This window comes from Polaribacter sargassicola, from assembly GCF_021991835.1.
Classification (GTDB): Bacteria; Bacteroidota; Bacteroidia; order Flavobacteriales; family Flavobacteriaceae; genus Polaribacter; species Polaribacter sargassicola.
The window spans coordinates 448,379-472,708 of record NZ_JAHDAU010000001.1 but is presented as its reverse complement, the minus strand read 5'-3'; the positions used below and the strand labels follow the sequence as shown (position 1 = coordinate 472,708).

The window sequence follows — 24,330 nt, the reverse complement described above, 5'->3', positions numbered from 1 at the left end:
GAACAAAACACTATCAACTTAATAAAATGAAAAAAATTCTCGCTCTTATATTCTTCATTTCTTCATTTGCTAACGCACAATACACCATTAACGGTACAATGTCTAATGCAATAGAAAGTGATTGGGTAATTTTATACAAAATAGAAGGATCTTCGCAAAAATATATTCAAGACTCTAAAATAAAAACGAGTATTGTAGATGTTCAAGGCAAAAAACAAGAAATTGGTACTTTTAATTTTACTTTACCTAAAGATACAGAACCAGGTGCTTATAGAATAACATATAAATTAGAAAATGCTGGTTTTGTAGACTTTATATTTAATAAAGAAAATCTTAATTTTAGTTTTCACCCAGATTATCCATATCAAACAGTTACCTTTTCTACATCAAAAGAAAACATACTTTATAAAAAGTATTTAGAAAAAATATCTAATGCACAAGAAAAATTAGATTCTATACAAATTACAGCATTACAAAACCCAAATTTAGACTTAAAAAAAGATTATAAAGTTGCTTATAATAATGTAAATACTATTCAAAATGAGTATTTATTAAGTTCTAAAGGCATGTATATTGCTCCGTTTATTAAAGCTTCTTTAAGAAATAATCCTGAAGAAATTTTAGACAACCCGCAAACATATATGTCTAATATAATTAATACTTTTTTCGATAAAATAGACTTTAATAACAAAACACTTTTAAACTCTTATTTCTTAGTTGATAAAATAACAGATTATGTATTTTATATTAATTATTCTGATGATCCAAATACACAACAAATACTATATAAAAAATCTGTAGACAAAGTAATTTCTAAGTTTGAAAACCCTATTTACAAAAAAAATACAATCGAGTTTTTAATCAATCAGTTCGAAACGATAATGAATTTAGAATTAATAGACTACTTATTCGAAAACCATTACAGTAAACTACCTAAAACAATTCAAAATCAAAAATTTATAACAAGTAAACAATCTTTATTTGCTACAGAAGTTGGTAGAATTGCACCTGATTTTTCTTGGAAAGAAAATGATAAAAACTTTAAATTATCTACTTTAAACGATTCAGAAAAATACGTATTAGTTTTTTGGAGTACAACATGCTCTCATTGTTTAAATGAAATACCTAAATTATATAATTTTTTAAAAGAAAATAAAGCCGTAAAAGTAATTGCTTTTGCATTAGAAGATGATAAGTTTGGTTGGGAAAATTATAAAACAAGTTTACCAAATTGGCACAATGTTTTAGGACTTAATAAATGGGAAAATAAAATTGCCAGAACTTACAATATTATATCTACACCAACTTATTTTATTTTAGATAAAAACAAAAAAATTATAGCTAAACCAGAAAGTCTAGAAGATGTTAAAAGCTTTTTAAACAAATAATATAAATTATTTTCAACCTAATTATACAAGCATTTAAAAGTGTAAAAAAGCATCTTTTAAATGCTTTATTTTTGTTTCTTTTTTCTGATGAATAATGGCAATAATATCAAACCGAACCTCTACATCTAAATCATTTTCTATCACATAATAATCAATAGCAGAAAGTAATAATTTTATTTTCTTCGGATTTACAAAATCTTCTGGATTACCAAAATAATCGGTAGAACGGGTTTTAACCTCAACAACTGCCAAAACCTCTTCTTTTTGGGCAATAATATCTACTTCGGCTTTTAAATAACAATAGTTTTTCTCAAGGATTTTATAATCGTTTTTAATTAAGAAATCAATGGCTAATTGCTCTCCTTTTTCACCAAGTTTATTATGTTCTGCCATATAGTTAAATTACAAATTATTAATTACTTTTATAATCTTATGACTAAAAAAATAATAATTAAATATTTAAAATTTTTACAAAACGAATGTTTAAGACATCAAAACGATAAGATTATTTCTGATGATGAAATTAATCAGCTAAATATAGAAATAGCTAAAATTGATTTTAATTTAAACGAAGAAAACCACAATTACCCTAAATTTAAAAGGTTAGGATTTCTTGGAGGTACTAGTGGTAAAGAATTTAAAGAACAAGAAAATCGTAAACATCGTTTTTTAAAACTTTATAATGATTTAGATGCTTCTCTATTCAGAATAAAATCAATGTAAATACTTATTAACTTAGTCAAAAACTACTGTAGAGTTTTGATTATCAATTTTTAAAGTAACATTTCTTCCTAAAATTAAAGCTCTATTATCAGATTCGTGCCCCGCAGGAAAGTTAAACATTACAGGAAACTTATATTCTTTAACAACATCTAAAACCAATTCTTCTATAGTACGCCCCCATTTAGTAGTGTTTGTTTTAATTTTAGAAATATCACCAATTATTAAACCTGTACAATTATTAAAATAACCAGCTCTTTTTAAACTTTGCAACATTCTATCAATAGAATATTTATACTCACCTATTTCTTCAATAAAAAGAATTTTACCAGCCGTATTAGTTTCACTTTCAGACCCCAACATAGATGCTAACAAAGCTAAGTTACCTCCTACTAATTGCCCAAAAGCTTCTCCTTTTCTATTATAATTAGATGAAGGAATTGTATAAGCTAATTTTTTACCAAAAATTGCTTTTTTAAAACTAGCAATTGTTTCTACAATTAGTTCTGGCTTATCTTCTACACTTGTACCCATCATTGCGTGCATTGTTTCTACACCTAGGTTATGAACATGACTATGAAAGGCTGTAATATCAGAATAACCAATTATCCATTTAGGGTGTTTTAAAAAAGTTGTATAAGCTAATTTATCTAAAACTCTTACAGAACCATAACCGCCACGACCAGACCAAATTGCTTTAATATTTGGGTTGTCTAATGCCTTTTGAAAATCTGCTGTTCTTTCTGCATCGGTTCCTGCAAAATGACTATTTTGATTAAAAATATGTTTCCCTAAAACTACTTTTAATCCCCAACTTTCTGCTAATTCTTTTGCTTTAAAAATAGTTTCTTGTCTATTTTTTAAAATACCAGCAGGTGCAAGTATTGCAATACTATCACCTGTTTTTAAATACGGTGGGGTAATTAGTTTATCATTAATTCCTTGTGCTTTTGTAAGTGTAAAACTCATTAACAATAAAACAAATCCTATCTTTTTTTTCATTTTTAATATTTTTTATGCCAACCAATTCCAAAATTCAATCCAATGCCAATATATGTTTTTTCAGCAACATTTGCATACAACTTTACCCCAAAAGATCTACCAAAACTAGTTGGTTTACCTACAGGAATTAAGCCATATAAAACTCTAAATTTTTCTTTTTTAGGTTTAAACCAACTAAAACCAATCTCTAAAGGAAAACCTACAAAATAATCTATAGTTTCTTCACTATCTATTTTAAGTTTATAAGTATTATGAGAAATTCCTACAGAAAAATGATATGAAAAATCATCATTTACAAACCTTCTACCGTATAAAAAAGAAAACTCATCAATAGATTTTATTGTACCAAAAACTGGAAAAAACAAAAAGAATTTTACTTTTCTTAAATCTATAACAGACGTAATTCTAAAAGTAAATAAGTTTTTATTTTTCTCATAATTTATGCTTGCGCCAGTCATAACACCCTTTAATGCACCATTTGCATAACCTAAACTAATATCAGCAAATAAAATTGGATTCGTTTTATTAATTATAGAATCTTTTTCTGTTTGCGCTAAAGCGGATGAAAAAAGCAAGAATAATAAAGTAAAAATTAAAATATTCCTTTTCATCACACTCTTTTTATTTGTGCTATAAAACTAAAAAACTTTTACTTTAAACGTATCTTATTTTCAATGAATTTTAAAAGCCTCTTTTTTGTACTTTTGTCACGCAAAAAATAGACCACAAATTAAATTCAAGGAAAATTCGATGAATACTCCAAAAAGATATACAATTACAGCAGCTTTACCTTATACAAACGGACCAATACATATTGGCCATTTAGCAGGTGTATACGTACCCGCAGATATTTACGCTCGTTATTTACGTTTAACCGGTAAAGATGTTGCGTACATCTGTGGTTCTGATGAGCATGGTGCTGCTATACCAATGAGAGCTAAAAAAGAAGGAATTTCTCCGCAAGATATTATTGATAAATACCACGGAATTATTAAAAAATCTTTTAAAGATTTTGGAATTTCTTTTGACAATTACTCTAGAACTTCTGCAGAAATTCATCATAAAACAGCATCAGAATTTTTTACAAAAATGTATAATGATGGTGAGTTTATAGAAGAAGTTTCTGAACAATTGTACGATGCAGAAGCTAATCAGTTTTTAGCAGACAGATTTGTGGTTGGTACTTGCCCTAAATGTGGTTTTGAAGAAAGTTATGGAGATCAATGTGAAAGTTGTGGAACTTCTCATAACGCAACAGATTTAATTAATCCAAAATCTTCAATTACTGGTAATACACCAACTCTAAAAGAAACAAAACACTGGTTTTTACCGTTAGATAAACACGAAGCCTTTTTACGAGAATGGGTTTTAGAAGGACATAAAAAAGACTGGAAACCTAATGTTTACGGACAAGTAAAAAGTTGGGTAGAAGATGGTTTAAGACCAAGAGCAGTAACTAGAGATTTAGATTGGGGTATTCCGGTTCCTGTAGAAGGCGGAGAAGGAAAGGTATTATATGTTTGGTTTGATGCACCAATTGGTTACATTTCATCAACCAAAGAATGGGCAGAAAGAGAAGGCAAAAATTGGGAAGATTATTGGAAAAAAGACGATACCAAATTGGTACACTTTATTGGTAAAGACAATATTGTTTTTCACTGTATTATTTTTCCGAGTATGTTAAAAGCACATGGAGATTATATTTTACCAGACAATGTACCTGCTAATGAGTTTTTAAACTTAGAAGGCAACAAATTATCTACTTCTAAAAACTGGGCTGTTTGGTTACACGAGTATTTAGAAGAGTTCCCAAATCAGCAAGATGTTTTACGTTATACATTAACGGCAAATGCGCCAGAAAGTAAAGACAACGATTTTACTTGGAAAGATTTTCAGGCAAAAAACAATAACGAATTGGTGGCAATTTTTGGTAATTTTATCAACAGAGTTGTTGTTTTAACAAACAAATATTACAACGGAATTATTCCTGCTCCAAATAATTTTACAGAAGTAGACGAAGATGTTTTGGCTGCTATAAAAGAGTTTCCTAATGTAATTGGTAAATCTATAGAACGTTATAGATTTAGAGAAGCTAGCCAAGAATTAATGAATTTAGCTAGATTGGGTAACAAGTATTTAGCTGATGAAGAACCTTGGAAAGTGATTAAAGTAGATGCAGAACGTGTGCAAACAATTATGTATGTTGCCTTGCAAATTGCAACTGCTTTAGCTGTAGTTTCAGAACCATTTATCCCTTTTACATCAACAAAATTAAAAGCAATTTTAAATCTTGATAACACACTTTCTTGGGAAGATATTACTGAAAAGAATGTTTTAGTTGCAGAAAATCATCAAATAAATAAAGCAGAATTATTATTCTCTAAAATTGAAGACAAAACAATTGATATTCAATTACAAAAATTAGAAGCTACAAAAATTGCTAACGAGCAAGAAAACAAAGTTGTAGAACCACAAAAAGAAACCATAGAATTTGACGATTTTACCAAATTAGATATTAGAATTGGTACTATTTTAGAAGCAGAAAAGGTAGCAAAAACTAAAAAACTTTTAAAATTAAAGGTTGATGTTGGTATAGATACAAGAACAATTGTTTCTGGTATTGCAGAAAGCTTTTCTCCAGAAGATATTATTGGTCAGCAAGTATCTGTTTTGGTAAATTTAGCACCAAGAAAAATTAGAGGAGTAGAAAGCCAAGGAATGATTTTAATGACTGATACACCAGATGGAAAATTAGCCTTTGTAGAGCCTGAAAAAGCAGTTAAAAACGGACAACAGGTTAGTTAAAACATCAGCATCAAACATTAAAAACATAATATTAACTGTAAAAAAAAAGTGCAATAGCTTTTTTTTACAGATATATAAAACACTTTTCGGTTATAAAATTGATTCTGATTTTAATATATCAGAATCAATTACTTCCGAAGAAAAAAAAGAAAATATAAAGTTTTAATAAGCTCTAGCATTTCTGATAATAATTCTTATCGAATTTTTCTAACAAATAAAAATCAGACTAAATTTTCTTCTATTCTATTTTCTTTTAAAAACAAAACAACAACTTCTAAAGAGTTTTCTGATTCTTTTACACTAAAAAACAACACTAAAATTGTTTTAATACTTATCTATTTTTTGTGAAATATAAAGAAAAAGCTTCAGGTTATTTTATAGACAAAATTTAAAACCGCTATAACACGCTCTATATTAAATACATAAAAAAAGACTTATTTGGACCGTTCAAAAAATATACTTTAACGGACGATTCTACCCTTTTTAAAGGGTAAACACTTCATTTCAACGAAAAAAAAACTGAAATCACTTTGTAAGAATATATTTTTGTCCTCTAACAATATATAAAAAATACTCCCCCAGAGTATTTTAAGCACGAATTGTCAAAGTTATATTATTTTGGCAATTCTTTTTTTTTGCAACAACTATTCATGTAAAACTAAAAAAGGTACTTCTTTGTAATAATTATTTTTTTCTACTCTATTATGAAATAGCATTTGTTGAAAATAATTAAGACTTTTTGCAGGCATAGCAATAAGATCTATATGATTAGTATCTACAAAACATTGTACAGCATCTTGTATCTTACTATTTGTTAATAAATGAAAACTACAATTGTAATTTAAAAAGTAGTCTTGTAGTAATTCTTTACTGTTTTTTTGACTTTTATTTAGTTCAGTTGTTCTTTTGCTAATATTTACAATCCTTATGTAAGATCTTTTTTCATCTAGAATTTCTGTAATTGGCTGTAATAATTGCAAATTGTTATACAGAGAAAAATCTGTTGGAAATGCAATTTCTTTTATTCTATTAAACTTTGCATTTTCTGGCACTACTAATGTTGTACATTTTACTTTTGTTATAGCATCTGTAGTATTGCTACCAATAATATATTTATTTAAACCAGCAGTGGCTCCTTTTGTTCCCATAACAAGAACATCAATTTTTTTTTCTACAATATACTTTCTTAAAGACTCTATAAAAAAATCTGCATCTATTAATGTAAAAAAGTTATGGTATTTATTATTCGAAAATTTTTTGTTGATTTTTTCTAGAACTAATTTTAGTTCTATTTTAGCTTGATCTATAGTAATATTATCTACCTTTTCTTGTATTGAAACGATGGTAGAGTTATCTTCTATTACATCATTAAATTTATTAACATGCAATAAGTAAAAGTTACACTTAGTATTTTTATAAAAATTTAAAGCATAATTAATTGCATTCCAAGAATTATCAGAAAAATCTGTTGGTAGTAATATGTTTTTCATTTAAATCCGTCTTGATATTAGACAAAATTATAATGAAAGTGCTATTTAAAAAATGATATTGGTCATATCGATTTTTAATCTACTGAATATCAACAAATATCATGTAATTTTTTAAGATCTAATATTCTAATTGTTCTTCCAGAAATTTCTATAAGACCTTGTTTTTTAAAACTAGACATGGTTCTTATTAAAGTTTCTGTAGCTATGCCCGCAACACTTGCTAAATCGTTTCTAGAAATTTTTATTTGTTCTTGAGGGCTTCTATTTATTTTTTCTGCAAACATTAAAATTGTTTGTGCCGTTTTTTTAGTTACAGAACTGTATGCCATTTGTAAAAGTTGATCTTTTACAACCGCTAAATCTTCAGTTAATAACTCTATTAGTTCTAAAGTTACTTTGTGGTTTTTATTTAAAACACCTGTTAAAGCTTCTTTAGAAAGCCCAACCAACTCTGTATCTTGTATTGCAGTTGCAGATTCTTGATAGGCTAAATTTTGAGTAAAAGAAGTATATCCAAACAAATCATCTTCTTTATAAAGAGCTGTGGTAAGTTCTTTACCTTGTTCATCTAACTTATGGCACTTAATAAGCCCGCTTATTATTAAATAAATATAATTAGAGTTATTACCCTCTTCGTATATAATTGTGTCTTTTAAAAAGTGAAAAGTCTCCCCATTATCATCAAAATAATTTTTTAAATCATTAAGATTTCTTATTTGCTCTGTATCTTCTTTTTCTGCTTCCTGTTTTTCTCTTCTTTCTTTTAAAATAGATGCTTTGGCCAATCTACTTTCTATAGCGCTAATTAATTCTTCTTCATTAAAAGGTTTTGTAATATAATCATCAGCACCTAAATCCATACCTTTTCTAACATCCTTTCTTTCTGTTTTTGCAGATAAAAAGATAAACGGTATATACTGTGTACTTTCGTTATTAGATAACGCTTCTAAAACGCCATAGCCATCTAACTCTGGCATCATAATATCACAAACAATAATATCTGGCAAAATTTCTTTAGCCATTTCTACTCCTTTTTTACCATTAGGAGCATTAAAAACTTGGTAATTTGATAACTCTAAAAGTTCTGATGTATTCTCTCTTAAAACTACATCATCTTCTATTAATAATATTCTTTTCATTTTGCTTTGTTAATTACCTTCATTATAAAAGTAGAGCCTACATTTTCTTTACTTTCAAAAGTAATGGTTCCTCCTAAATTTTCTAAATGACTTTTAATAATATTTAAACCAATACCTGTTCCTTGAGTTAAAAGTGCATTTTCTGCTCTAAAATATCTATTAAATATATTTTTTTGATCTACTTCTGGAATCCCAATACCGTTATCTTTAATTATAAAAGTAGTATGGTTTTTATCTTGAAAAATAGTAATATCTATTTCTGTATTTTCTGGTGAATATTTGATGGCATTATTAACCAAATTAGACAGAGAAAGTTCAATTATTTTCTCATCTTGTGTTAAAGAAATATCATCTATATCTTCTGGATATTTGATTCTCTGTCCACTTTTTAAAATCATATTTGCATTATAAATAACCTCATCTACAACTTTACTTAGTTTAAATGGCTGATAATTATAATTTATTTTCCCTGTTTCTAACTTTTCTACAGATAAAAAATCATTTAAAATATTGTTTAAATAATGTACTTTGTTAGTTATTGTTTGTAAATGTTTATCTCTTTTTTCTTGTTGTTCGGTTAATTTATATTTACCCAATAACATCGTAGAAGTTAAAATACCACTTAAAGGTGTTTTAAATTCATGAGAAACTAATGATAAAAATTTTGTTTTTAATTCATTTAATTCCTTTTCTTTCTTTAAAGCATCTTTTATTTGATTTTCGGCTTCTATTCTTTTTTTATTTTCATCATCCAACTCAAGATTAACAGCTTTTAATTCTCTAACTGTATTACTTAATTCTTTGGTTCTTTCTAATACTTTTTTTTCTAATTCTGCATTTAGTTTTTTAATTTCTGCTTCTTGACGTTTTCTTACAGAAATATCTATAACCAAAGCCATTACATAATTTTTACCGTAAATATCAAAAGGATTTAAACCAGCTTCTAACGGAAAAATAGTTCCATCTTTCTTAGCACCATACAGATCTCTACCATTACCCATTTGCCTTTTTTCTCTGTTTTTCATAAAACCATCAAAATGGGCACCATGTCCTTTATGATAATTACTCGGGATTAAAACAGAAAGCTGTTGGTTTACTAATTCTCCTTTTTCATAACCAAACATTTTTTCTACAGATGTGTTTGCAGAAACTATTTTTTGCTTTTTATCCACAACAATAACTCCTTCAGAAACGGCTTCAAATAGTATGTTAAAAATGTCTTTTTCTTTATTTAGCATTTAGCTACAAATTTTTAATGTGTGCTAAAAATACTACTTTTAAAATACAAATAATAGTTACTTTGTTACAATACTAATTTTCAATATGTTTAAAATTTGTAAATTGCGTAAACCTCCTTATAAAACCTTAAACTTATGATTCTTTTTAAACCAAAGTACATTACGCTACTTTTATTTTCAATTTTTACTATTAGTGTACAAGCACAAACAAAACATCATTATCAAACAGATTTTTCTGTAGATAATTTTAAAGAAAGAAGAACTAAAATTTATAAAGAAATAGGTAATAATGCCGTAGCTATTATACAAGGATCTGCTGGTGTACCTGGTTTTAGTGTTTTTAGACAAACCAATACTTTTTATTATTTATGTGGTTTAGAAACTTCTCACTCTTATTTATTATTAAATGGTAAAACCAAAACAACATCACTTTATTTACCTCATAGAGATGAAGGGAGAGAAAAAGGAGAAGGAAAAGTTTTATCTGCAGAAGATGCAGAATTAATTAAAAAATTAACAGGTGTAGATAATGTTTATGGAATAGAATTTTTATCTAGAGATATTATAAAAACAGGATTGATAAAACCGCCAAGTGCCACAATTTATACACCATTAAGTCCTGCAGAAACGGGTAATGACAGTAGAGACGAATTACTTTACGCACAAGCAAGAACTGCTGCAGACCCTTGGGAAGATGCTACTTCTAGAGAGGCAAAATTTGTAAAAAAAATAAAAAGTGCTTTTCCTAGTGTTGTTATAAAAGACCTTTCTCCTATTTTAGATCAAATGAGGTTGATTAAAAGTAAGGAAGAAATTAACTTGATTAGACAAGCAACACAAATTGCTGGACTTGGAATAATTGAAGCCATGAGATCTACAAAACCAGGTATTTATGAATATCAATTAGATGCAGCTGCAAAATATATTTATTATGTAAACGGATCTAGAGGAGATGGTTATGCTTCTATTATTGGTGGTGGGACCAATGCTTATTACGGTCATTATTTTCATAAAAAAGATGTTTTAAAAGATGGCGATTTAGTTTTGATGGATTATGCTCCAGATTATCGTTACTATACAAGTGATGTTACTAGAATTTGGCCTGTAAACGGAAAATTTGATAAGGCACAAACTGCATTATATAATTTTATAATTGCTTATAGAGATGCACTTTTTAAATATATTAAACCAGGTGTTACTTCTGGTGAAGTACTTGAAAAAGCAGCTGCAGATATGAAGAAATATATAGTTGGTAAAAAATTTGTAAAACCATCTCACTTAAAAGCAGTTCAAGAAGGTTTAGTTTTTAAAGGACATTTTCAACATCCTGTAGGAATGGCTGTACATGATGTAGCTAGAGTTAGAGGTGCTGTAAAATTAAAACCAGGCATGGTTTTTACTATAGACCCTATGATTTGGCTTAGAGATGAAAGACTTTATATTCGTATAGAAGATGTAATTCTTGTTACAGAAACTGGTGCAGAAAATATGAGTGCTTTTGTGCCAACTACTATTAAAGAAGTAGAAAATACCATAAAAGAAAAAGGATTAACAGAATTTAATCCGCCAGTAATATTGCCTTTTAAAGATAAATAATATTAGATTTAAACTTATAAAATACATAATTTAAGAAATTAAAATAAGGTTATTTTTATTTCTTAAATTATGCTTTAAAAATTATTATTAATTTTTTCCTCCTAACATCATAAGCTCATTAACAGCTATTTCTGTTATGTACCTTTTTTCGCCTTCTTTTGTATTGTAAGATCTGTTTGTCAATTTACCTTCAACCATTATTTCTTGGCCCTTTTTAATGTAATTTTCTACTACATTAACCAAACCTCCTTTTATTACAATATTATGCCAATAAGCACGCTCTACTTTATTGCCATCTTTGTCTTTATAACTATCATCTGTAGCCATAGAAAATTTGGCTATTTTATTACCATCTCTAAAAGTTATTATTTCTGGCTCTTGCCCCAATCTACCAATTAATTGTACTTTGTTTCTTAACGTATTCATAAGATAAGTTTTTAAGTTATTTTTATTTTTTGTCAATTCATTTTGACACTGCAAAATTGTAACATAAATTAACTTTTATTCGGTTACAAAGCAATTACTTTCGGTTGTAATTATTTGTAGTCGTTTGTAAACGAATAATTATACTTATATTTACTTTATGGAAGTAAAAAAATGCTTAGAATGTAAAGAGCCTGTAAAAGGTAGGATTGATAAGAAATTTTGTTCTGATTATTGCAGAAATGCCTATAATAATCGTATTAATAAAGACAGTAAAAACCTCATCAGAAATATTAATAATCGACTTAGAAAAAATCATAAGATTTTATCAGAATTAAATACATCGGGTAAAACTAAGGTAACAAGAACAAAATTATATGATAAAGGTTTCGATTTTCAATTTTTTACATCTATTTATAAAACAAAAAGTGGTAATACCTATTTTTATATTTATGACGAAGGTTATTTAGCTCTAGATAATGATATGTTTTTATTAATAAAAAGAGATTAATTGTCTTTTAAAATAAGTTTTTTAAGAACCTATATTTATGAATAAAGACTTAAACATTTTTATAATACCAATATTAATTATTTTTTTTGTAATACTTATAATTACTGTAAGTTACTATTTTAGTAGCAAACAAATTATAATTAGAAAACTAGCAAAACTACCTATTAAACAAGTTGGACGTTTAAAATCTGATGAATTTGCAAGATTTACAGGAAAAGCTTTAGATATAAAAGAACCTTTAGTAGCGCCTTTAAGTAATAAAAAATGTGTTTTCTATAAGATTAAAATAGAAGTTATTGGAAAACGTTGATAAACGATGAAAAAATTCAATCTTTCTTTTTAGAAAAAAATGGTGAATTTGCCATTGTAAAACCTACTAAAACTCCTAAAAACTACACAAGTTATTTGGTGGTTGATAAAAAAATAAAAACTAGTCACTTTAATAAGCCTTCATTAGAAATTAAAAGACTTTTAGATTATTATAATATAGAAAATAAAAGTTTTTTAGGCTTAAATAAATCTTTACGTTATTCTGAAGCACTTATAGAAATACGAGAACAAATTACTGTTGCAGGAGTTGCAAAATGGACTAATTTAAAAGAACCAATAGCTGGCTATTCTTACTCTAAAATAGCCGAACTACAAAGTTCTGATAATCAAAAAATAATTATCACAGATTTACCAAATATTAGATCTAAAAAAAGGCTATAATAAAACTACCACGTTGTTCCTTTTATACTAATTGCTGCTTTAAGTACATCTTTTTGGCTAATTTGTCCTATTAACTTTCCTTTTTCTACAACAGGAAACCTTCTTCTATGCGAACTAATAAACTTAAAAGCAGCATCAAAAATATTCATGTTTTTATCAATTGTATCTACATCTGTAACCATATACTTTCCTACAGTATTATTAACATCAGAAGGCATATTATAATATTTACTTTCAGATATATGTTTTATACAATCTGTTTCAGAAATAATACCAATTAGTTCGTTTTTATCATTAACAACAGGTCCTCCAGAAATTTTATTTGTAATTAACTGTGCAATTACATAATCTAAAGAATCTTCTGCTCTAAAAGTTATCAATTTTTTTGACATATAATCAGAAACTAAAATTTGTGATTCTTCTTTTGTTTGACTTACATCTCGTTTACCTTGAAAGTTTATAATCCCCATAATTAATATATTTTTAGTTGCTTTTAAATTTACTTATAATTATCTTATTTACAATATTTATGTTAAGTTTTTTTTAAGTTTATACATAAACAAACCAATACATATCATAAAAAAAATTATAACTGACATATATTGCCATATTAATAAATAGTGTTTTTTTAAAAATTTTCTATTCTAAAATTATAGGGTCAAAAAAAGAGACTATCTAAAAGATAGTCTCTTGTTAATATAGTGTGTAAGATTTTTTAATCTATTGCAGAAACTCTTAAAGTATTAACCATACCTTGTGCCTCTACTGGCATAGAAGTTAAATTTATCATTAAATCTCCTTCTTTAACAAAACCTTTTTCTTTTGTTATTTTATTTATTTCTACAACTGTATCATCCGTACTTAGTTGCTTATCATAATAAAAAGCTTTAACACCCCATAGTAAGTTTAGTTTTCCTAAAATTCTTTTTTCTGGTGAAAATGCTAATATTTTTGCTTGTGGTCTCCATGCTGAAATTTGAAATGCCGTATAACCACTTCTAGTAAATGTAGAAATTGCTCTTGCATCTATATTATTAGCCATTAAAGCTGCATGATGACAAACTGATTTTGTTATAAATCTATTTGTTCTAATATGCGGTGCTTCATGTGGTACTTTAATCATTCTAGAGTTTTCTACAGCCCCAATAATTTCTGCCATTTTTTTAATTACTCTTAATGGGTGTTTACCAACAGATGTTTCTCCAGAAAGCATTACTGCATCTGCACCATCCATAATAGAATTAGCAACATCATTTACTTCTGCTCTAGTTGGTACAGAATTGTCAATCATTGTTTCCATCATTTGCGTTGCAATAATTACAGGTATTCTTGCTTTCTTTGCACGTCTTACTAATTTTTTCTGAATTAAAGGAACATCTTGCATTGGTATTTCTACTCCTAAATCTCCACGAGCAACCATTAATCCGTCACAATAAGGAATTAAAGTATCAATATTAGCAACTGCTTCTGGTTTTTCTATTTTAGCAATAACAGGTACTCTATATTCTGAATGTTCATCAATTAAATCTCTTAACATTCTTAAGTCTTCTGGTGTTCTCACAAAAGAAAGTGCTATCCAATCTACATCTAAGCTTAAAGCAAAAACAGCATCTTCTTTATCTTTTTCTGTTAATGCTGGTAAAGATATTGCTGTATTAGGTAAGTTTACACCTTTTTTAGACTTTAAAGGTCCACCAACAATTACTTTAACAACTACTTCTTTGTCTTTATCTGTAGATAGTACTTCAAATAACAATTTACCGTCATCTACCATAATATGTTCTCCTGCTTTTACGTCTTTAGGAAAACGTTGGTAAGTCATAAATGCTTTTTCTTTAGTACCTATACATTTTTCTGTTGTAAATATAAATTTGTCGCCATCTTTTAAAATTACATCTTCTTCCATAACTCCAACACGTAATTTTGGACCCTGTAAGTCGGCTAAAATTGCAACATTAAAACCTTGTTCTTCATTAATTTCTCTTATTCTTTGTACGTTTGTTTTAACAACATCGTAATCTGCATGAGAAAAATTAATTCTAAAGACATTAACACCTGCTACGGCTAAGTCTTTCATCTTTTCTTTGGTATCTATTGCAGGACCTAAGGTTGCAACTATTTTTGTTTTTTTGTAGTCAGTCATGTTTAAAATATTAAAAAGTCTTTAGATTTTAATGTATTTTTATCTATTGAATATGCTGTAATTACATAATCAATATTTTTAATTTTATTTATTGTTTTCATCACAAATTCATACTCTAAATCTCCACTAATTTTTAAAAAAAAATCTACTTTTTTCTTTTCTGGAATTAAGTGAATTTTTGTTTCTGAATTTAGTAATAAATTTTTTGATATTGCTTGGTTTTTACTAATAAAACTGTTAGATATTAAAAAGTACTCTAAATCGTACGTTGCGTTCTCATAATTAAATAAAGAATACGTAATTTTATCTTTCTCTTTTACAAACTCTAAATCTTTTTCTGATTTACAAAAGCGTGTATCTAAAGTTTTATTAAGTAAATATGCTAATTTGTAGTCTTCTAATGTAGAATGGATGCCTATTAAAGAATATTCATCTTCACATAAATCCTTTATATCCAAAGCATAAACCTGCATAATTTATAACTAATAATAGTTCTTATGAGTTAGCTAATTTACTAAATAGTTTGTTGTTTTTGTGTTAATTTAACGAAAACGTTATCGTTATTTCAAATTAATTAATTTGATTTTGAAATGCAAAATAAACTCTTTTAGAAGCTTGCTCTTCTGCTTTTTTCTTAGATGTAGCTCTTCCTTTGGCTATTTGCTCTCCATCTATGCTAATTTTTACACTAAAATGCTTTATTGGCTCGTTACCAGTATCTTCATAAGTATCAAAACTATATTTCTTTTTACTTTTTTGACACCATTCTATAATCAATCCTTTGTAACTGGTAATTTTACCTTCTAGCTTAGCAATATCTACATAAGGCATAACTACTTTTTCGTAAATAAACTTTTGACAGTAATTATAGCCTCTATCTAAATATATAGCGCCAATTAAAGCTTCAAAAATATTTCCGTGAATATTATCGCCAACATTTGCTTGATCTATATTACTCTTAACAAAACGAATTAAATCTAGGTCTTTACCAAGCTCATTTAAATGTTCTCTACTAACAATTTTAGATCGCATTTGGGTTAAATAACCCTCGGTACCTTCTGGTACTTTTTTGTATAAATATGCTGCAATTACAGAACCTAAAATAGAATCTCCTAAAAATTCTAGCCTTTCATAATTAATAGGCATTCCCTTTTCATCTAACATTTGCACAGATCTGTGTGTAAATGCTTTTTTGTATTTATGAATTTTTCTAGGAGAAAAGCTAAGTAATGTTTTTAATTCGTTATATAATTGTTTATCCTCTTCATTATGAGGTTTAACTATTTTACGAATAAAACTCATATACTATTAATCATCTAATTTTTTAAATGCAACACAAGCATTATGCCCTCCAAAACCAAAAGTATTACTCATAGCTACTTTAATATCTCTTTTTTGAGGTTTATTTAAAGTTAAGTTTAACTCTGGGTTAATGTTTTCATCTATATTTTCATGATTAATTGTTGGCGGAACAATACCATGTTGCATTGCTAGAATAGAAGCAATAGACTCTATAGCTCCTGCAGCTCCTAACAAATGACCTGTCATAGATTTTGTAGAATTAATATTGATGTTTTTGGCATGATCACCAAAAACTTCTGAAATTGCTTTTAATTCTGCAACATCTCCTAAAGGTGTAGATGTACCGTGTGTATTAATATGATCTACATCTTCTGGATTGATACCTGCATTTTCTAAACAATTTTTCATTACCGCAATAACACCTATTCCTTCTGGGTGAGGCGCTGTCATATGGTAAGCATCAGAAGACATACCGCCTCCAATAACTTCTGCATAAATTTTTGCTCCTCTGGCTTTTGCATGTTCATATTCTTCAAGAACAATTGCACCTGCTCCTTCTCCTAACACAAAACCATCACGTTGTGCATCAAAAGGTCTAGAGGCTGTTGCAGCGCTATCATTTCTTTCAGATAAAGCTTTCATTGCGTTAAAACCACCAACACCTGCTTCTGTAACAGCAGCTTCAGAACCACCTGTTACAATAACATCACAAGTACCTAAACGAATGTAGTTTAAGGCATCTATCATTGCGTTAGCAGAAGATGCACATGCAGAAACTGTAGTATAATTTGGCCCCATAAATCCATTTTTAATAGAAATGTGTCCTGGAGCAATATCTGCAATCATTTTTGGAATAAAGAATGGGTTAAATCTTGGTGTACCATCTCCGGCACCAAAATTCATAGCTTCGTTTTGAAAAGTTTCTAAACCTCCAATACCAGCTCCCCAAATTACACCAACTCGTAATTTGTTAATTTTTTCTAGGTCTAAATTAGAGTCTGCAATTGCCTCATCAGAAGCAACTATTGCATACTGCGTAAACCTATCCATTCTTCGAGCTTCTTTTCTGTCAATAAAATCATTGACCTTGAAGTTCTTTAATTCACATGCAAAACGAGTTTTGAACTTGGCAGCATCAAAACATTCTATAGGTGCTGCCCCGCTAACTCCGTTAACTAAAGCTTTCCAATATTCTTCAATATTATTACCAATTGGCGTTAATGCGCCAAGTCCAGTGACTACAACTCGTTTTAACTGCATATAAATATTACTTTTTTGCTTCTTCTATATAGCTAACTGCTTGACCTACTGTACCGATGTTTTCAGCTTGATCATCTGGAATTTGAATATCGAATTCTTTTTCGAATTCCATAATTAACTCAACAGTATCCAAAGAATCTGCTCCTAAATCATTTGTGAAGCTAGCTTCAGTTGTTACTTCATTATCGTCTACTCCTAATTTATCAACGATAATAGCTTTTACTCTAGATGCAATATCTGACATAATTTCTGTTTTTTAAAATTTAAATCTGGGCAAAAATACGAATCTTAACAATTAAAACTAATTTTTGTCCAAAAAATGATTACTAAAAGTAAAGAAAAAATTTATTCTTCCTTTAAAAATAATCAAATTGTTAATAATTATTCTTTTTTTTGTACTCTAGATTGTTAGATATGAAGCGTATTATTGTTTTTGCTTCTGGTTCTGGTACGAACGCAGAAAATATTATTAAGTTTTTTAATCACACTAAAACTGCTAAGGTTACTAATGTATTGTGTAACAATGAGCATGCCAAAGTTTTTGACAGATGCAAAAAGCTAAATACCAATAGTTTACACTTTAAAAAAGATGATTTTTTTAAAGAAGACACTGTTTTAAACTTTTTAAAAGAACAAGCAGATTTTATTGTTTTAGCTGGCTTTTTATGGAAAATTCCTGAAAAAATTATTGATGCTTTTCCTAATAAAATCATTAATATACATCCGGCTTTGTTACCAAAATATGGAGGAAAAGGAATGTACGGAATGAATGTTCATAAAGCAGTAAAAGAGAATAAAGAAACAGAAACAGGCATTACAATTCACTACGTAAATGCTAATTATGATGAGGGTGCCATCATTTTTCAGGCAAAAACTGCTTTAAATGAAGAAGATTCTCCAGAAAAAATTGCAGAAAAAATTCATATTTTAGAACAACAATACTTTCCTAGAGTTATTGAAGATGTAATTTTAGAAATAAATGAGTAAAAAAAAGTTTTATGTTGTTTGGAACGGACGTAAAAAAGGAGTTTTTACTTCTTGGAAAGTCTGTAAAGCTCAAATAGATGGTTTTGAAGGAGCTCAATATAAATCTTTTGCTAGCTTAGACGAAGCCGAAAAAGCATCTGAAGGGAAATATGATGATTATAAAGGTAAAAATACCAAAAAACCAACATTGTCATCATCAGAAAAAGAAAAGTTTGGCAAACCTATTTTAGAAAGTATTTCTGTAGATGCTGCTTGTGCTGGTAATCCTGGTAAAATGGAATACAGAGGTGTTTTTACACACAGTAAAAAAGAAATTTTTAGAAAAGGACCTTACCAAAAAGGGACAAATAATATTGGTGAGTTTTTAGCTTTAGTACACGGTATTGCTCTACTAAAAAGTAAAAACAAAGAAAATATCCCTATTTATTCTGATTCTAGAATAGCCATGAGTTGGATAAAACAAAAAAAATGTAAAACTAATTTACATTTTGATGCTACTAATAAAGATTTATTAGAATTGATAAAAAGAGCCGAAAAATGGCTAAAAGAAAACACCTATAAAAATCCTATTTTAAAATGGGAAACCAAAGCTTGGGGAGAAATTCCTGCAGATTTTGGACGAAAGTAAAATACAAGCCCATCCCAACCTTCCCTAAGGGAAGGAGTTAGCGTGTTTGTAAAAATTATTTGTTGATAACATAAAAATAAATATTATCTAATTTATCTCTCCAATCAGAAATGATAAAACTGAACGTAGCCAAAAATATACGCACAAAAACACCCAACTTGTCATTTCTACCTTGTGGAGAAATCTCATCAAAAGGATAACTAAAAAACTAAAAAGCATTTTGAAATTTCTCCTAAAAAGTCGAAATGACAAAATTGTGCAAAAAAATTACAAATTATACCCAATACTAAACATTACAATTCTTGGTAAAATAAAAGTTTTACGGTCTGATATTAAATAATCGGAAAAACTATTGCTTTGTTTAAATTGTGCATCAAATAAATTTTGAACACTTATTTTGTAAGACCATGCAGAATCTTCATTCTTATAAGAAAGTGTTGTATTTGCAATTTCGTACACATTTTTTTGATTCAATGTTTTATTCTGATAATTGCTGCGTTTATAATCGAAATTGAAAATAAAACCTTTTAAAAAATCATAATCTACGGTTACAAAAGGCTCTGTAGTAATAAATTTAGAGGTAGAATTGCTAGATATAAATTTACCAATATCTCTACTTACACCAACTTCTATAGTAGGGAAATTATCGAACATAGTTTCGAAACCAACTTCGTAATTGTAATTATTATTTTTATTGGTTTGTAAAACAGCTTCTATTTCTTGAATGTAACTTGAGCTGTTAAAACCAACATCAAACTTATATTTTATGTTTTTTATACTTTTTTCTAAATGCATACTTCCTCTAATATCTTCGGATGGATTGTCGAACATTTTTACAGTTAAAAATTGATTTACATCATTAAAATCTACGGTGTTTCTAACTCCTTTTATCTGTTTACTATAGTTAAAATTTGCAAAAAACATTAAACCTCTGTACAAACTAAAACGGCTGTAATAAATACGCGCTGCGTGATACAGATTATTTTCTAACTGTTCATTTCCTCTAAAAACGGAATTATAAGATTGTAGATAAAAACGATTGGCAAGTTTTTCTACATCAGAAAAAGAGGTTTTTAAATTATAATTAATGGTGATTTTTTTAGATTTATTAAACTCAATTTTTGCTAAAAAATCGGGTAAAACAATCCATTTGTTGTTTTCTAATTGAGTTTGTTTGTTTAAATTCCATTTGTAATTGTGCAATTCAACACCTTGTTTTAGGGTGAAAATTCCTGCTCTAAATTTATAATGCATTCCTACAAAGAAATCGTTTAGCTTTAAATTTAAATCGTTGCCAAAATCATCTGAAGAAAAATTATTTATAGTTCCGTTATCTAAGGTCTGAAAATCATCACTTAAAAAATCTTCGTTTAAAAATTTATTACCCAACGTTGTGTAAATATGATTGCTGTTGTTAATTTCCCAGAAATGCTTAAAAACCACATCTATATTTTGTTCTTGGGTATTTTTTAGTTGATGAATTCTTAACAAATCTTGATCTGCATCTGCAGGTATTAAGCCTTGTAAAATAGCATCTTGCGTTTGCCAATAATTTGTTTTATCACTTTTATCTAACACATAATTAAAAACCGAAGAAAAGGTGTGTTTATCATTTTGTCTTTTGTGCCATTCTATATTTTGATTGATGTACGTTGCTGTTAAATCTCTATCGGTTACAATGGTATTGGTATTAGCATTTATTAAAGAGGCAACTGTATTTGTGTTGGTATTATTGGTTCTTTTTACTTGGGTTCTTGCATACCATTTTTCTTTATTGTTTGGTGTGTATTCTATATTTAAATTACCAATACCTAATAAATTATCTGTAGCCGTTTTGTTGGTTTTTTGTTCTGTAAACGTGGTATATTCGTTTTGGTTTTCTACAAAACTACTGGTATTTGTATTAGAAAAAATAGCATAACCTGCAATATCTAAAGTTGATGTTGCCGTTTTTGTAATATTTAATGCGCCAAATTTTTGCTTGCTGGATAGCAAATCTCTACTTTCCATAAACTGAGAAAAATCGCCACCTTTAAAATTAAAATTACTACTAAAAATAGCATTTACGCCACCAGAAAAACTCATATAATCTCTAAACGTAAATGTTTTTTCACCAATATTATTTATGTTACCAATAAAATTAACATTGGTTTTAGGCGAATAATAAAATAAATTGGCGCTGGTTTTATAAAACTCTTTATTGCCTTTACCAGCTTCTATATCACCAAAAACAAAACGTTTTCTATCTTCTTTTAACTGAATATTCATGGCAGTTTCATCAGAATCTGTAAGTCCTTTTAAAAAAGCAACTTCGTTATAATTGTCAATTACTTGTACATTGCCTACTGCATTTGCAGGTATGTTTTCTACAGCTAATTTAGAATTACCGCCAAAAAATTTTTTACCATCTACCAAAACTGGAGTAATCTTTTTACCCTGTACTGTAATTCCTCCGTTTTTATCAACCTCTACTCCTGGTAATTTTTTTAAAACGTCTTTTAATTTGCGTTCTGTTCCGTTTACAAATTTATCGGTTTTATAAGTGGTTGTATCTCCTCTTACAGTAACAGGCATTTCTATAACTACTTCATCTAATTGTTCTGAAGATTGTTGTAAAACAAAATCTTTTTTAGCGGATTTTAAAGCGATAAATTGATAGTTTAAAGGCTTATACCCTAAATAAGAAATACTAATAGTAATGGTATCTCCTTTTTCTAATAACAACTTATAATAACCTTCGTTATCTGTAATGGCAAATTGTAAGTTTTTAGAAACATCTTTGGGTTTTGCAATTACATTTGCATACGGCATTGGTGTTTGTAAACTGTCTTTTACAGAACCTGAAAGGGTTACTTTTTGCGAAAAACAAAAAGTTGTAACACTAAATAGTAATAGAAATAAGAGTTTGTTTTTCATATAACTTTTTTATTTTTAATTTCTCGGTTTACCGTTTCTTTCATAAAATAGTTTTTAGTCATTAATTTAAACTCAACATCTAACTGTTTTCTTTTTTTTATCTTTTAATATTATCTATGCCTTGTAAAATTTTATCAAACTCTTCTTCTGACACTAATGTTTAAAAATTTTTTGCTCTTATTTCCATAATTTTATCATCATATTGTTTTTTAGACAAGATCTCTCCTTTTGTAGGTTTTTCAATATTTGATTGTCCCTTTAGAAAATTAACTTTCGTTAATCTTAAAATAAGAATGTTATTATTTTTGACCTCTACAACTAATCCAGGAAATCCACCGTATCCCATTGGTCCAAAAGGTACTGGAATATCTGGGGTAAACCAAACTTCTTCTGCAACAGAACAAGATTTACAAATTCTTATCGCTTTAAAACATAGTAGTTTTCCTATTTTTTTTTGCTCATTAGTTATCCTCCATTCATTTTCTTTTTTTAATTTACTTTTAATTAAAAAGTCTTTTCCAAATGTTTGCTTTTCTAACAAACTTATATTCTCTTTCTTATTTTGATAATAAACACCTGTACCAATAAAAGAATTTGCGATACCTAATACATAGGTATTTTCTTTATCATTATTCATTTTTTTTTCTTTCAAAAAAATACTCTCATTTTCATTAAATCTTAATGAGTACGTAAATTTTTTCGAAATTTCTAGTGCTTGTTTTAGTATTTTTTTTGAGTCTTTACTTGTTGTAGTTTCGTCTCTCTTTTCTTTAAGTGAATCCTGAATCTCAGCAACTTGATATAAACAAATTGTATTTGTTTGTGAAAAACTAAATTGGATTATAAAGTAAAAAATTAAAAATGTTCTCATTGTATATTATTTTTATCTTTTAATATTATCTATGCCTTGTAAAATTTTACCTCCCTCTGATTCTAAATTTTCTATTAAATTATAATTAGATTCTTTGTCTTTTAAAGATAATTGATATTTTATTTTACTCTTACTTTGCTTTAAGTTTGTATTGAACTTGTTAATTATATTTTGATCTACTTCATTTTGTTTTTTAAAGCTAATTTTTATAAAATTCTGAATAAGCTTCTTTAGTTATTTTAATCCCTTTAATAGTATCAAAAACTATTTTATCTTTTGGGTTTAAAGTAATTTCTTTAGCTTTAAAAATTACTGCAGCTTCTTCTAGCTCTAAAATTAAACCAGGTAAACCAAAATATTGCTTAGGCCCAAAACTCACTGGTATTATCGGAGTAAACCAAACCACAGGTTTCAATTTATTATTTCTTAAAAATTAACCTCTAATTTTTCGATATTTTTTAGTTGCGTCAATTGCCAAATCTCTAAACTCTTCAAGTGTAATACTTTTACCCTTTTTAGGTTTATCAACTTTAACAAATTTCTTTGGGTTAAATTCTATATTTGTTACGTAATAAACTATCTTATTTTTTTTTAACTCTAAAATTAAACCTGGTAAGTTAGAATAACCTATTGGACCATATTGTATATTAATTTCAGGTGTGTACCAAGCTGTTATTTTATAGTTAATAAAACCATTATCAGTTTTTATTTTTTCTACAGCAGTAGCTTTATATGCTAAATATTTACCTATTTTTTTTGACTCTTTTGATAATGTCCATTTCGTATAGTCAACTGGGTATTTTACTGAAAAAATATCACCAAAAGTTTCAACTACTTTTATTCTTTCAGTTTTAGAATTATAATACACTCCTTTACCAAAAGGTAAAAGAGCCAAATTTTTTAATCTATTATTTGGCGTATCCATAAAACTATTTACTTTAAAAACTGCTTTATTAGCATTATATTTTAATGTAAACGAGAGTGAATTTGATACTTTTTCAGCTTCTTTTTCAAGTGCAGCAAACCTATCAAACTTTTTTTTACCTATTTTTTTTTTCTTTTCATCAGTAAAAGTTTTTTTTGTTTTTGTTTTTTTATAAGTTACAATTGCAGAATTAGTCTGTGCGTTTAAATTGAAAAAAACAAAAAATAAAAAACTTAATTTAAGTATTTGTTTCATATTAAATTTTTATAAAACTG

26 protein-coding genes are annotated in these 24,330 nt (G+C 27.8%); 9 read left to right on the top strand and 17 right to left on the bottom strand.

Going from position 1 to position 24,330, the window contains the following annotated elements:
• The first annotated feature begins 26 nt into the window (after positions 1–26).
• Positions 27–1,388, top strand: coding sequence for a TlpA family protein disulfide reductase (locus tag KI686_RS02065; RefSeq protein ID WP_237587582.1), 1,362 nt, complete (start codon positions 27–29; stop codon positions 1,386–1,388).
• Between the two features lie 33 nt (positions 1,389–1,421).
• Here KI686_RS02065 and KI686_RS02060 read toward each other — a convergent pair whose 3' ends face one another.
• Complete coding sequence (locus KI686_RS02060) at positions 1,422–1,781, bottom strand: YraN family protein (RefSeq protein ID WP_237587581.1); 360 nt, start codon at positions 1,779–1,781, stop codon at positions 1,422–1,424.
• 39 nt (positions 1,782–1,820) lie between these two features.
• On the opposite strand from KI686_RS02060, the gene KI686_RS02055 reads away from it, so the two are divergent.
• Entirely contained in the window at positions 1,821–2,111 is a 291-nt protein-coding gene (locus tag KI686_RS02055; protein ID WP_237587580.1) for a hypothetical protein, read from the top strand.
• A gap of 12 nt (positions 2,112–2,123) precedes the next feature.
• Here KI686_RS02055 and KI686_RS02050 read toward each other — a convergent pair whose 3' ends face one another.
• Positions 2,124–3,110, bottom strand: a complete 987-nt coding sequence (locus tag KI686_RS02050) for a S66 peptidase family protein (protein ID WP_237587579.1) — start codon at positions 3,108–3,110, stop codon at positions 2,124–2,126.
• Between the two features lie 2 nt (positions 3,111–3,112).
• Positions 3,113–3,721, bottom strand: coding sequence for a hypothetical protein (locus KI686_RS02045; RefSeq protein WP_237587578.1), 609 nt, complete (start codon positions 3,719–3,721; stop codon positions 3,113–3,115).
• Between the two features lie 139 nt (positions 3,722–3,860).
• On the opposite strand from KI686_RS02045, the gene metG reads away from it, so the two are divergent.
• Positions 3,861–5,915, top strand: a complete 2,055-nt coding sequence (gene metG / locus KI686_RS02040) for a methionine--tRNA ligase (RefSeq protein WP_237587577.1) — start codon at positions 3,861–3,863, stop codon at positions 5,913–5,915.
• A 644-nt stretch (positions 5,916–6,559) separates the two neighbouring features.
• Here the strand turns inward: metG and KI686_RS02035 are convergent.
• From KI686_RS02035 to KI686_RS02025, 3 genes are all read right to left on the bottom strand, one after another.
• Positions 6,560–7,405, bottom strand: coding sequence for a universal stress protein (locus KI686_RS02035; RefSeq protein WP_237587576.1), 846 nt, complete (start codon positions 7,403–7,405; stop codon positions 6,560–6,562).
• Between the two features lie 89 nt (positions 7,406–7,494).
• The gene (locus KI686_RS02030) at positions 7,495–8,544 is read right to left on the bottom strand and encodes a response regulator (RefSeq protein WP_237587575.1); all 1,050 of its coding nucleotides are present in this window, start codon (positions 8,542–8,544) and stop codon (positions 7,495–7,497) included.
• On the bottom strand, positions 8,541–9,782 hold the full coding sequence (locus KI686_RS02025) for a PAS domain-containing sensor histidine kinase (RefSeq protein WP_237587574.1): 1,242 nt from the start codon (positions 9,780–9,782) through the stop codon (positions 8,541–8,543). Before KI686_RS02025 ends, KI686_RS02030 begins: the two co-directional genes overlap by 4 nt.
• Positions 9,783–9,917: 135 nt before the next feature.
• Here KI686_RS02025 and KI686_RS02020 point away from each other — a divergent pair, with 135 nt between their 5' ends.
• Positions 9,918–11,378: an aminopeptidase P N-terminal domain-containing protein gene (locus tag KI686_RS02020; RefSeq protein WP_237587573.1), complete on the top strand. Its 1,461-nt coding sequence runs from the start codon at positions 9,918–9,920 to the stop codon at positions 11,376–11,378.
• 87 nt (positions 11,379–11,465) lie between these two features.
• Here the strand turns inward: KI686_RS02020 and KI686_RS02015 are convergent, their stop codons facing one another.
• Positions 11,466–11,804 carry a single-stranded DNA-binding protein gene (locus KI686_RS02015; protein ID WP_237587572.1) on the bottom strand — a complete coding sequence of 113 codons (339 nt, stop codon included), beginning with the start codon at positions 11,802–11,804 and terminating at the stop codon, positions 11,466–11,468.
• 157 nt (positions 11,805–11,961) lie between these two features.
• Here KI686_RS02015 and KI686_RS02010 point away from each other — a divergent pair, with 157 nt between their 5' ends.
• The 3 genes from KI686_RS02010 to KI686_RS02000 are packed head-to-tail and all read left to right on the top strand — an operon-like array spanning position 11,962 to position 13,023.
• Positions 11,962–12,312 carry a hypothetical protein gene (locus KI686_RS02010; RefSeq protein WP_237587571.1) on the top strand — a complete coding sequence of 117 codons (351 nt, stop codon included), beginning with the start codon at positions 11,962–11,964 and terminating at the stop codon, positions 12,310–12,312.
• A 37-nt stretch (positions 12,313–12,349) separates the two neighbouring features.
• Positions 12,350–12,622: a hypothetical protein gene (locus KI686_RS02005; RefSeq protein WP_237587570.1), complete on the top strand. Its 273-nt coding sequence runs from the start codon at positions 12,350–12,352 to the stop codon at positions 12,620–12,622.
• A complete protein-coding gene (locus KI686_RS02000) occupies positions 12,619–13,023 on the top strand; it encodes a hypothetical protein (protein ID WP_237587569.1) in 405 nt (134 codons plus the stop codon). Before KI686_RS02005 ends, KI686_RS02000 begins: the two co-directional genes overlap by 4 nt.
• Positions 13,024–13,028: 5 nt before the next feature.
• On the opposite strand, the gene KI686_RS01995 is transcribed toward KI686_RS02000, so the two are convergent.
• The 6 genes from KI686_RS01995 to KI686_RS01970 form a co-directional block, all read right to left on the bottom strand.
• Complete coding sequence (locus KI686_RS01995; protein ID WP_237587568.1) at positions 13,029–13,493, bottom strand: CBS domain-containing protein; 465 nt, start codon at positions 13,491–13,493, stop codon at positions 13,029–13,031.
• 245 nt (positions 13,494–13,738) lie between these two features.
• Positions 13,739–15,166 carry a pyruvate kinase gene (gene pyk / locus KI686_RS01990; protein WP_237587567.1) on the bottom strand — a complete coding sequence of 476 codons (1,428 nt, stop codon included), beginning with the start codon at positions 15,164–15,166 and terminating at the stop codon, positions 13,739–13,741.
• Between the two features lie 2 nt (positions 15,167–15,168).
• Entirely contained in the window at positions 15,169–15,639 is a 471-nt protein-coding gene (locus KI686_RS01985) for an IPExxxVDY family protein (RefSeq protein WP_237587566.1), read from the bottom strand.
• Positions 15,640–15,736: 97 nt separating this feature from the next.
• The gene (gene rnc, locus KI686_RS01980; RefSeq protein ID WP_237587565.1) at positions 15,737–16,468 is read right to left on the bottom strand and encodes a ribonuclease III; all 732 of its coding nucleotides are present in this window, start codon (positions 16,466–16,468) and stop codon (positions 15,737–15,739) included.
• Between the two features lie 6 nt (positions 16,469–16,474).
• Positions 16,475–17,728, bottom strand: a complete 1,254-nt coding sequence (fabF, locus tag KI686_RS01975; protein WP_237587564.1) for a beta-ketoacyl-ACP synthase II — start codon at positions 17,726–17,728, stop codon at positions 16,475–16,477.
• A 7-nt stretch (positions 17,729–17,735) separates the two neighbouring features.
• Entirely contained in the window at positions 17,736–17,972 is a 237-nt protein-coding gene (locus KI686_RS01970; protein ID WP_004569249.1) for an acyl carrier protein, read from the bottom strand.
• A gap of 170 nt (positions 17,973–18,142) precedes the next feature.
• Here KI686_RS01970 and purN point away from each other — a divergent pair, with 170 nt between their 5' ends.
• The gene (purN, locus tag KI686_RS01965) at positions 18,143–18,715 is read left to right on the top strand and encodes a phosphoribosylglycinamide formyltransferase (protein ID WP_237587563.1); all 573 of its coding nucleotides are present in this window, start codon (positions 18,143–18,145) and stop codon (positions 18,713–18,715) included.
• Positions 18,708–19,343, top strand: coding sequence for a ribonuclease H1 domain-containing protein (locus KI686_RS01960; protein WP_237587562.1), 636 nt, complete (start codon positions 18,708–18,710; stop codon positions 19,341–19,343). Before purN ends, KI686_RS01960 begins: the two co-directional genes overlap by 8 nt.
• A gap of 267 nt (positions 19,344–19,610) precedes the next feature.
• Here KI686_RS01960 and KI686_RS01955 read toward each other — a convergent pair whose 3' ends face one another.
• The 4 genes from KI686_RS01955 to KI686_RS01940 form a co-directional block, all read right to left on the bottom strand.
• Positions 19,611–22,259, bottom strand: coding sequence for a carboxypeptidase-like regulatory domain-containing protein (locus tag KI686_RS01955; protein WP_237587561.1), 2,649 nt, complete (start codon positions 22,257–22,259; stop codon positions 19,611–19,613).
• Positions 22,260–22,419: 160 nt separating this feature from the next.
• Positions 22,420–23,130, bottom strand: coding sequence for a GLPGLI family protein (locus KI686_RS01950; RefSeq protein ID WP_237587560.1), 711 nt, complete (start codon positions 23,128–23,130; stop codon positions 22,420–22,422).
• Positions 23,131–23,329: 199 nt separating this feature from the next.
• Entirely contained in the window at positions 23,330–23,536 is a 207-nt protein-coding gene (locus tag KI686_RS01945) for a GLPGLI family protein (RefSeq protein ID WP_237587841.1), read from the bottom strand.
• A 27-nt stretch (positions 23,537–23,563) separates the two neighbouring features.
• Positions 23,564–24,310 (bottom strand): GLPGLI family protein, encoded by a 747-nt coding sequence (locus tag KI686_RS01940; RefSeq protein ID WP_237587559.1) that lies wholly within the window; start codon positions 24,308–24,310, stop codon positions 23,564–23,566.
• Positions 24,311–24,330: the final 20 nt, after the last annotated feature.